Genomic DNA, 7,814 nt, shown 5'->3' with positions numbered 1-7,814 from the left:
ACCCCTGCTTCCCTCCACCCGTCATTTTCGGGTTGACAGACTACTAGGTGCTACCCTAGCTAGTCTCAGGACAGATATAATGACAAAGAATATACATTTATATATATACTAAACTTGAGGACTTTGTATAAATAACACTTAAAAGATCCCTAGTGTTACGCGATACCAAGCTATATCTACAAATTGTTATCAGAGGAGAATCAGCTTGAATCAAGCGACGTTGCACCAGTTGAAGGTGTTTGAGGCTGCTGCCCGACATGGTAGTTTTACACGCGCTGCGGAAGAGTTGTTTTTGACTCAACCTACCATTTCCATGCAAATCAAACAGTTGACAAAATCAGTAGGTTTACCATTGTTTGAACAGGTAGGAAAGCGTTTATATTTGACGGAAGCGGGACGGGAATTATTTGCTACTTGTCGGCAAATTTTTGAGACTATGGACAAGTTTCAAATGACTATTGCGAATTTAAAAGGATTGAAGCAAGGACAATTAAGACTGGCTGTAATTACTACTGCTAAGTATATTATTCCCAGATTGTTAGGTCCTTTTTGTCAGCTTTACCCTGGGATTGATATTTCTCTCCAAGTTACAAATCATGAACTGATTTTAGATCGGATGATGGGTAATTTGGATGACTTGTATATTATGAGTCAAATTCCTGATCATTTCGATGTCAATTTTCAGCCATTTCTAGAAAACCCTTTAGTAGTTTTTGCACCGGCAAATCATCCCTTAGCGAAGGAAAAAAATATTCCGATTGAACGTTTGGGAGAAGAACCGTTTATTATGCGTGAACCGGGTTCGGGAACTCGCAGTGCTGTCCAAGGTCTGTTTGAAGAACATGGGGTAAAGGTGAAGGTGAAATTGGAGTTGGGGAGTAATGAAGCGATTAAGCAAGCGATCGCTGGTGGGTTAGGTATTTCTGTATTATCCCGTCATACTTTACTCACAGACGTTGCGGAATTCAGTATTTTGGATGTCCAACACTTTCCGATTAAACGCACCTGGTATATGGTTTACCCTGCTGGTAAGCAGTTATCTATTATTGCTCATACTTATTACCAGTATCTTTTAGATGCAGCGAAAAAAATTACTGAGCAAGGTGGTTTAATATTAGATCATAATGCGGTGGCAACCCATCTTTAGATCAAGCTACTACAGATACATAATCACTTGGCTATGTATCTAAAAATTACCAGTAGCTTGACTATAAACTTGTTTTAAAAAGGGAGAATTAATGATGCAAGTTCAAGGAATAGCTATCTCTTTAGTTTTGGGTCTTTCTTTACCCATAGTTGCAGATGTTTCCGTTCAGAGTCAGGCTGTAGCTAACCTGGCTTTTCCAGAGGGGGAATTTTTTGATGTGCAAGGACAACCACGAAATTGGCATTTAACTCTTTGGCAAGCTAAAGGTCAATATTATTATAAAAACTTAAACCTCAAAACAGGTAAAAAACTTTGTTTAATTGGTGCTAAAGCATCTGGTACTCAAGCCCGTCCTGTCTTCACTTGGACTAATGCTAAATATAAATACCGAGTTTCTTGGCAAATTGTTCAACCTGAATTAGTAAGATTAGAGGTAATAGATCCTTCAGGTAAGGCGATTTTAAATCAATTTCTAGTCCGTGAACCTGGGGAATTTGAAGATCCTAACGCCAGGAAATGTTAGAATCAACCTTCCGCAGATATTAAAGCGAATTTAATAATTAGGTGTTGCTGAACTGAAGTATGAAATTGAAAAATCAATGATTTTAAACTCTTACTCTCTGCGACTGGAGCGCCTCTGCGTGAGGTAAAATCATATTCTGAATCAGTAACGCCAATAATTTTGATTAACAAGATAGTAGAATAAGGTACAGACTACGTGGTACAGAAGAGAGGAAGGGAAATTGGAAGAACTCAGGGCGGTATTGGAATTAGCCACCGAAGAGGAACTACAGGACTTGACAGCTATTCTGTTTAGTCGCAAGTTTAACCCCTTAGATTATGTTCATACACCCGAACCTATTGCAGTGCAAAGCCAAGATCACCAAGCTTGGTTAGATACAATAGAAGACCGCTTTCGGTTTTTAGCGGCTGATGGTATAACAGTATTACGAGGACGCACTGATCAAGTAACTTACCGACAAGCCCTAATTCAAGTATGCAAATATTTGAAAATTCACTATTATCAAGATCTAACAACAATTGATTTAGAAGCAGAAATTTTTTTGCATCTACTGGGAAAGGTTTGGAAAAAGCTACCAAAACAAGAAAAGCAACAATTAACTATTAATGTGCAACGTCAGTTAGTAGAATCAAAACTTAAACAACCATTACCATTGTCATTGCAACGTGATCCTTTAGGATTAATATTTAAAGGTGGTAGTGCTTTGGCTGTAACTTCTGTCATCCAACCTTTTGTTCTTCAACAAATCGCCCGTCAATTTGCTATTCATTTTGCTACCTATCAAGTAGCTAAAGAAGCAGCAATTACAGGTACAGGATTAGCTACCAAACAGTTTCAAAACTATGTGGCTTTGCAAATGTCCCGTCGAGGTATGACCATGAGTGCAGCCCGTTATGGTGCGGTTCGTGGTGCGTTTGCTTTGGTAGGTCCTGTGATGTGGGCTTGGTTTTTTGCTGATTTGGGTTGGAGAGCGATCGCCACAAACTATGGCAGAATTATTCCTACAGTCTTCACCCTCGCGCAAATTCGTCTTACCCGTACAGAATGTTGGGAAATAGCTTAAATAAAAGTTTTTATCATCCAAACCCCCGCCTACAAACCCCTTGGCATTGGCTACAATTTGGACTAATATCTTTTCCTCTGAGTCCATTTTTGGGCGGTATCTCTATTGTTGTGGCATCATTGCTAACCTGGCGTAAACAATACCATATCATTAGCGATCGCCCAATTCACAAGGGATTTGCTATTTTGAGTATCTTACTCCTGATTACCACCGGATTCGCCTCTGGCAAACTCGATGCTGTTTTGGGTTTATTCAACTTCATCCCCTTCTTCTTCTTTTTTACCGGACTCACTCCTCTCATCCAAACACCCGCCCAATTACGACAAATTGCTTGGATCATGGTATTTGGATCTATACCTGTTTTAATCATTGGTTTTGGGCAATTATTTCTCGGTTGGAATTTCCAATTTCAGTTTTTATGGATTGTTTTTGATTGGATAGTTGCACCAGAAAAATCATTATCAGGACGCATGACTGCTAATTTCATGCACCCTAATACTTTAGCTGCTTATTTAGTAACTATTTTTATTTTGGGTTTAGGTTTATGGCTAGAAAACTACCACAAACTCAAACAAAACAATCCCCTAATTATCTTCTTGACAATTACTGTATGTACTAACTTTATCGCCTTAATTTTCACCAATTCTCGTAATGGTTGGGGAATCACTATTTTTGCCTGTTTAGCTTATGCTTTATATAAAGGTTGGCGATTAATTGTTGCGGCTGTTTTCACCATTACCAGTCTTTGTTTCTTCGCAGCTTTTGCACCTGCACCTATTGCCCAATTTTTCCGACTTTTTGTTCCCTACGGTATTTGGGCGCGATTAAATGATGATATGTTTCCTAATAGACCAGTAGGATTAATGCGGAAAACTCAATGGGATTTTGCCTGGAATCTCACTCAACAACATCCTTTAACTGGTTCAGGTTTACGCAGTTTCGGAAGACTTTATAAAACCCAAATGCAAATTGATGTTAACCATCCTCATAATTTATTTTTAATGCTGTCTGCCGAAACTGGGTTAATTACTACTTTGCTATTTTGTGGTTTACTAATTTGGATCTTAATTACAGCCAGTCAAACTCTCTGGAAATCTAAATCTATAGCACCAGAAAACAGATTAATCTTCTTTAGTTATCTTCTCACCTTTAGCGGCTGGATACTATTTAATACTGTTGATGTCACCACTTTTGATATTCGGTTAAATACTCTCTCTTGGGTTTTCCTAGCTGCATTATCTGGCGTTATGTATCAATATCAATCACGTCATAAGTAGGTTAGCATTGAAAATAGTCGTTATGGCAAGGCAAGAGGCAAGAGTGAAGAGGGTTTGGGCGATTTTACGTTTCTTTACACAGATTGGTTTTATTGTGTTCACCTACTTATATCTATTTCACTATAAACAGCTAAAGTAGAACCAGGAGAATTATTCAACTGTTAATTGACATCTCATGAACTTAATTACCAGGATATTTTTGCAAATGTACCGTAATCGCTGTTTTCCCCAAGTCTTTGTCTTTATTTTCATGATTACTAGCTTGTTTGCTTGTAGTGTAACTGAAAATAGTACATCTGCAAATGCTAAAAATCCCCAACGGTCACAGTTAAGCCAAAATAGCTTACCTCAATCTATTTCTCAAGCAGTTCTCAGAGATGCTTCTAGAGTTTCTGGGTTAAAAATTTCTGATTTGAAAATTACTCAAGTTACATCTACTATTTTTAGTAATCCCTGTATTTTCCAATTTGGAGAAGTTTGTACAAAGGAATATAATCCTATTCCAGGCTGGACTATAATTGTACAAGTGAAAGAACAATCTTGGATTTATCATGTCAATAAATCAGGTTCACAAATTCTTTTAGACCCGAAAATTAGCAATAATCAATTACCAAAAAAAATTACTAATGGGGTTTTGAGTGATGCTTCTAAACGTTCTGGTTTAGCAATAAGTTCTCTGAAAGTTACCCAGTCAACCCAGAAAACTTTTAGCAATTCCTGTGTGTTTAATTTTGGTGAAGTCTGCGCTCAAATATTTGATCCCATTAAAGGTTGGGAAGTAATTGTTAAGGTCAAAAATCAATTCTGGACTTATCATGTAGATATAACTGGTACACGCATTGTTTTAGATCCTCAAATTACTAAAATTTAATAATCAAACACATTCTAACAAAGCTACTTTAAACTCAGCCGCAGTTTGAAAATGAATTTTTGGCTTTTCTATTAAAGCCAAATCTATCACTTCTGCTAATTTTTCGGGAATACTACTATCACGTTGACGAATGAGGACAGCATCATTTCTTAGCACACAATTCCAGGAATCACCAACAAAATCACGGGGGAAATATCCCGTTAACATATTATATAAACAAGCAGCACTTGCCCACACATCAACCTCTGGTAAGGAATTTTTTAAATCTAGCAATTGTTGACGGCACATAAACGCAGGAGTACCCATTTTCGCACCTGTGAAAGTGTGTCCACTCAATCCAGCTAAATCAAAAGCTTTGGATAATCCATAATCTCCAATTTTAGCCACCATTTTACCGTTGACCTTGGTAATAAAAATATTATTCGGTTTTAAATCTCGATGTACTAAACCTTTTCCTTTTCCTAGTCTTCCGTCTGCTAATTTCACACAAGGAACTTCAACATTATGGGTATATATTAACCCGTCTAGAACTTGCAGAGTAATATCAACAGCTATGCTAACAGGTAACTGTCCTCCTGATTTCTCCATCAAATTCCAAACATCCCCACCTGCACAATATTCCATTGTAAAGAAAAAGGTATTTTCGACATAGCCATAATCTAACATCTGCACCACATGAGGATGTTGTAAATATTTGGTGTTTTCTGTTTCTCGCAAAAACATTTTTACACCCAGTTCTTTAGCAGCAACTTTAGGTAACATTAACTTTAGTGCTACCCGTTTTTTAGTGGGGATATGTTCAGCTAGAAATACTTCTCCAAATCCACCTTCACCTAAAGATTTTATAATCTGATAATTAGAAATTTTCTGGAGATTTTGATTACCTTGATTTGCTAAATTTAGCAGGTTTTTAATAATTTCAAAAAAGTTCGGTCTATTATTTCCTTCTGCAACTGGAATATAAGGAGTTTTCTGTTTTTCCAGTTCTGTTTCTACACCAATATCAAAAATAATATCTCCTACCGCTACCTGGTCATTATTGACTAAATCATATTCAGTAAAAACTATCTTTTTTGCTTCCTCTGGAGATTCTCCCGCTTTCCTTTGTCCGATTTTTTTACCATTAACAATCGTACCGTTTAAACTCCCTAAATCACGGATTCTCATTTCTGGAGGATTGATATCTAATAAGCAATGATAGCGGGAAACTGTCATATCAATATTATCGGCAATTTGCAAATTGCAATCTTCACCTCTGCCGATAATACAAGTGCTGCGACTATCAAATATATATTGTTTTCCTGAAAGTTTTCCTGTGGTAATGGTGAGGGTGACGGTAGATGGCATTTTCCTAATAATTAATTATTTAAGGTTGTGGTAAATATTATACTCTGTAGGTTGGGCTAAGTGATAAGGCAACCCAACAAATCCAGCCAATTAAATTTTCATCATGTTGGGTTTCCTTACGTCAGGATATAAGTTATTTAAGTTATTTGTATGGGATTTTGGCAAAAAAGCACTTTCTCAATTATTGGGGGTTTATTCTCATTATTATTGAGAATTTTATCAATAATGTAACGAGTTTTGGTAATTTCAGCTTGGGGGGTTGACAGTGTTCTGAGTTTTGGGTATCCTTATGTTAGAGGTGGGAAAGTGTGCGCCCATATATATAGAGTTTTTATTTATCAAGATAATTATTTCCCAAATAAATCGCAGAAGCAGAGAAATAAGAAAATAAAATTTGTTCTCATAACCAAAATACCAAAACGTTATCTTGTATCTCAGGATGAAGATGCAATTACAGTAGATATAGAACTGGGAAAGATGGGTAAAATCAGCAGATAAATAAGTAATTAAGAAATATCAAAATCAGGAATAATGCACACAGACACAATATTCTACCAAATCTTCCTCACGTTCCATACCCTATTATTTGAAATTCTGGGAGAACCTACAGAAAACGCCACAGATTATAAATTTACTTCTGTGGAAGTGAAAGAAAAGGCATTTCGATTTGATGGAATTTTTATGGCAGATAGCGTAGAAAAACCCATCTATTTTGTAGAAGTGCAATTTCAACCAAAACCAGATTTTTACTGGGAATTAATCGCCGAAATCAATATTTATCTCAATCAATTTAAACCTGTACAAGATTGGCAAGCAGTGGCGTTATTTGCGAAACGGAGTTTAGATGTAGGAGAATTAACAGCTTATCAACAAGAATTGATTAATAGTGGGAGAATTAAACGAATTTATTTAGATGAATTACCACCAGGTTCAATTGGTATGGGGTTAATTGAGTTAATTGTCAGTCAGGAAGCACAAGCACCGGAATTAGTTAAAACCCTCATGGCAAGGACTAAGACAGAAGTTGAGAATGACAGAGAAAAACAAGGTATTATAGAATTGTTGGAGACTGTTTTATTGTCCAAATTTTCACAATTAAGCCGTCAGGAGATAGAAGCAATGTTTTTAGTGAGTGATATTAAGCAAACAAGGGTATATCAAGAAGCAAAGCAGGAAGGTAGACAGGAAGGTAGAGAAGAAGGTAGGCAGAATGGTGAGATGATTTTATTAATACGCCAGTTATCAAAAAGGTTTGGAAAATTAAAAGATATTTACATCGAAAATATCAACAGTCTGAACATAGAACAACTGGAAAAGTTGGGAGAAGCATTATTAGATTTTACAGATATTAATGACTTGGAAACATGGTTAAAATCTGAGATAACCAAGTAATTAAGAAATTTCAAAATCAGGAATAATGCACACAGACACGATATTCTACCAAATCTTCCTCACTTTTCACACTCTATTATTTGAAATTCTGGGTGAACCTACAGAAAACGCCACAGATTATCAATTTACTTCTGTGGAAGTGAAAGAAAAAGCATTTCGATTTGATGGAATTTTTATGGCAGATAGCGTAGAAA

At 36.4% G+C, this 7,814-nt stretch carries 8 protein-coding genes; 7 read left to right on the top strand and 1 reads right to left on the bottom strand.

Features of this window, described 5'->3' with window-relative positions:
* Positions 1–205: 205 nt before the first annotated feature.
* The 5 genes from AN486_RS25610 to AN486_RS25590 all read left to right on the top strand — a co-directional run bounded on the left by AN486_RS25610 (position 206) and on the right by AN486_RS25590 (position 4,881).
* Positions 206–1,147 (top strand): LysR family transcriptional regulator, encoded by a 942-nt coding sequence (locus tag AN486_RS25610; RefSeq protein WP_053539564.1) that lies wholly within the window; start codon positions 206–208, stop codon positions 1,145–1,147.
* A 91-nt stretch (positions 1,148–1,238) separates the two neighbouring features.
* Positions 1,239–1,670: a hypothetical protein gene (locus tag AN486_RS25605; protein WP_168636772.1), complete on the top strand. Its 432-nt coding sequence runs from the start codon at positions 1,239–1,241 to the stop codon at positions 1,668–1,670.
* Positions 1,671–1,890: 220 nt separating this feature from the next.
* The gene (locus AN486_RS25600; protein ID WP_053539566.1) at positions 1,891–2,733 is read left to right on the top strand and encodes a YaaW family protein; all 843 of its coding nucleotides are present in this window, start codon (positions 1,891–1,893) and stop codon (positions 2,731–2,733) included.
* Positions 2,715–4,010, top strand: a complete 1,296-nt coding sequence (locus tag AN486_RS25595; protein ID WP_290602960.1) for an O-antigen ligase — start codon at positions 2,715–2,717, stop codon at positions 4,008–4,010. Before AN486_RS25600 ends, AN486_RS25595 begins: the two co-directional genes overlap by 19 nt.
* 175 nt (positions 4,011–4,185) lie before the next feature.
* The gene (locus AN486_RS25590) at positions 4,186–4,881 is read left to right on the top strand and encodes a hypothetical protein (RefSeq protein WP_027401071.1); all 696 of its coding nucleotides are present in this window, start codon (positions 4,186–4,188) and stop codon (positions 4,879–4,881) included.
* A gap of 3 nt (positions 4,882–4,884) precedes the next feature.
* On the opposite strand, the gene AN486_RS25585 is transcribed toward AN486_RS25590, so the two are convergent.
* On the bottom strand, positions 4,885–6,228 hold the full coding sequence (locus AN486_RS25585) for a protein kinase (RefSeq protein ID WP_290602959.1): 1,344 nt from the start codon (positions 6,226–6,228) through the stop codon (positions 4,885–4,887).
* A 531-nt stretch (positions 6,229–6,759) separates the two neighbouring features.
* Here AN486_RS25585 and AN486_RS25580 point away from each other — a divergent pair.
* Together AN486_RS25580 and AN486_RS25575 are read left to right on the top strand one after the other, a co-directional pair.
* Positions 6,760–7,620, top strand: coding sequence for an Rpn family recombination-promoting nuclease/putative transposase (locus AN486_RS25580; protein ID WP_053539569.1), 861 nt, complete (start codon positions 6,760–6,762; stop codon positions 7,618–7,620).
* Between the two features lie 25 nt (positions 7,621–7,645).
* On the top strand, positions 7,646–7,814 hold a 169-nt coding region (locus AN486_RS25575; RefSeq protein WP_290602962.1), incomplete at its 3' end, for a DUF2887 domain-containing protein.

The sequence above is a fragment of the Anabaena sp. AL93 genome, assembly GCF_001672085.1.
In the GTDB taxonomy this organism is placed as follows: Bacteria; Cyanobacteriota; Cyanobacteriia; order Cyanobacteriales; family Nostocaceae; genus Dolichospermum; species Dolichospermum heterosporum.
Note: the sequence above shows the minus strand (reverse complement) of the source record. Positions and strands in the feature narration are given on the sequence as shown.

What these genes read in the sequence shown, in the direction of transcription:
- AN486_RS25605 (WP_168636772.1), top strand. Translation starts at nt 1,239, where the DNA reads ATGATGCAAGTTCAAGGAATAGCTATCTCTTTAGTTTTGGGTCTTTCT.
- AN486_RS25595 (WP_290602960.1), top strand. Translation starts at nt 2,715, where the DNA reads ATGTTGGGAAATAGCTTAAATAAAAGTTTTTATCATCCAAACCCCCGC.
- AN486_RS25590 (WP_027401071.1), top strand. Translation starts at nt 4,186, where the DNA reads ATGAACTTAATTACCAGGATATTTTTGCAAATGTACCGTAATCGCTGT.
- AN486_RS25585 (WP_290602959.1), bottom strand. Translation starts at nt 6,228, where the DNA reads ATGCCATCTACCGTCACCCTCACCATTACCACAGGAAAACTTTCAGGA.
- AN486_RS25580 (WP_053539569.1), top strand. Translation starts at nt 6,760, where the DNA reads ATGCACACAGACACAATATTCTACCAAATCTTCCTCACGTTCCATACC.